Below are 1,800 nucleotides of genomic sequence, written 5' to 3'. Positions count from 1 at the left end.
TCGTGCACCGGCGGCTCGGCGTCACCGGTCGTGGTTGCGGCGGGTGACCACACCGCCTCGAACAGCCGGTCCGGCCCCGAGGACGACACGGCCGCGCGCAGCTGCCGCTCGCTCACCGGACGCGCGACCATCGCGCGCACCGACAGCACCGGCAAGCCCAATCCGTCGGCCAGCTCGATCGAGACCGCCCTGGACAGGGTCGAAGCGGACTCCGGCGCCGATGCCGGGGCGATGCGCACGCGCACCGCGGACGCCCCCGCCGCATGCAACGACACGCCCTGCCAGGAGAACGGCAACACCACTTCGTCGGTCTGGCCGGCTATCTGGTGACTGACCACCAGTGCGTGCATGGCCGCATCCAGCAAGGCCGGGTGGACGCCGAACCCGTTGACGCCGCCGGCGGCGTCGGGCAGACGCACCTCGGCGAACACCTCGTCGTCGCGGACCCACGTCGCGGTCAGGCCCTGGAAGGCCGGGCCGTAGCCATAGCCGCGCGCCGCCAACTGCTCGTAGCCGTCGGCCGCGTCGACCTTGACGGCTCCCGCCGGCGGCCAGGCCGACAGGTCCGCACCCGGCTCGACCGAGCCGGGGCTCAGCGTTCCTTCGGCGTGGCACACCCAGCCCGAGCCGGTGTCGGGGCGCGAGAAGATCGACACGGCGCGCTGACCGAACTCTTCGGCGGGACCCACCACCACCTGCACGGCGACCGAGCCCGACCCGGAATCCTTGGCGGGCAACATCAACGGCGCCTGCAGCGTGAGTTCGTCGACCGTCGAGCAGCCGACTTCGTCGCCGGCGCGAATCGCCAGCTCCACGAAGCCGGATCCGGGGAACACGACCGTGCCGGACACGGCGTGATCGGTCAGCCAGCCCTGCAGACCCGGCGACAAACGGCCCGTCAGGACGACCCCGCCCGAGGCCGGCAGCTCGACGACCGCGGTCAACAGGGGGTGCCCGCTGGTGCCGAGCCCCAAGCCCGACGCGTCCGCCGAGATGCCTTCCCCGGAGAGCCAAAAACGCCGCCGATCAAAGGCATACGTCGGTAGCTCGACGAAGCCCGCGCCGTCCAGCGCGCCGCGCCACTGCACGCTGACCCCCGCGACGAACGCGGTGGCGGCCGCTTTCAGGAATCGCTCGAGTCCCCCGTCCTCGCGGCCCAGGGTGGGGACGACGATGGCCTCGGTGTCACCCGGCAGGCTGTCGTTGGCGGTGTCTTCGATGCCGGCGACCAAGGCGGGGTGTGGACTGGATTCGATGAATGTGCGGTAGCCGTGTTCGCAGGCGCTGCGGACCGCCTGGTCGAACTGCACGGTCTGCCGGATGTTGCGGTACCAGTACTCGGCGTCCAATCCGGCTGTGTCCAAGCGGTTTCCGGTCACGGTGGAGAAGAACGCGATGCGCGTGGAGCGCGGTTCGATGCCGGACAGCACCTCGGCGAGGTCGGTGCGGATCGCCTCGACCTCAACCGAATGCGAGGCGTAGTCCACGTCGATGCGCCGGGTCCGCAGCTCGAGGTCGGCGCAGAAGCCGACGAGCTCGTCGAGCGCGGCCACCTCGCCCGACACCACGACGGCCGAGCGGCCGTTGACGGCGGCGATGCTGACTCGGTTCCCGTACGGCGCCAACAGCTCCCGCGCCCGTTCGGTGCTGCAGGCGATGGACAGCATGCCGCCGGGGCCGGCCAGTGACGTCAGCAGCTTGCTGCGCAACGTGACCACCCGGGCGGCGTCGCGCAGCGCCAGCGCGCCGGCGACGTAGGCGGCCGCGATCTCGCCTTGCGAATGGCCGATCACCGCGTCG

1 protein-coding gene is annotated in these 1,800 nt (G+C 71.6%); it reads right to left on the bottom strand.

Going from position 1 to position 1,800, the window contains the following annotated elements; genetic code table 11:
* Positions 1–1,800: acyltransferase domain-containing protein (locus A9W96_RS10550; RefSeq protein ID WP_156765194.1), on the bottom strand; the 1,800-nt coding region annotated here is incomplete at both ends.

It is taken from the genome of Mycobacterium sp. 1245852.3 (genome assembly GCF_001669335.1).
In the GTDB taxonomy this organism is placed as follows: Bacteria; Actinomycetota; Actinomycetes; order Mycobacteriales; family Mycobacteriaceae; genus Mycobacterium; species Mycobacterium europaeum_A.
The sequence above is the reverse complement of the archived record's forward strand: the minus strand, read 5'-3'. Positions and strand labels throughout refer to the sequence as shown.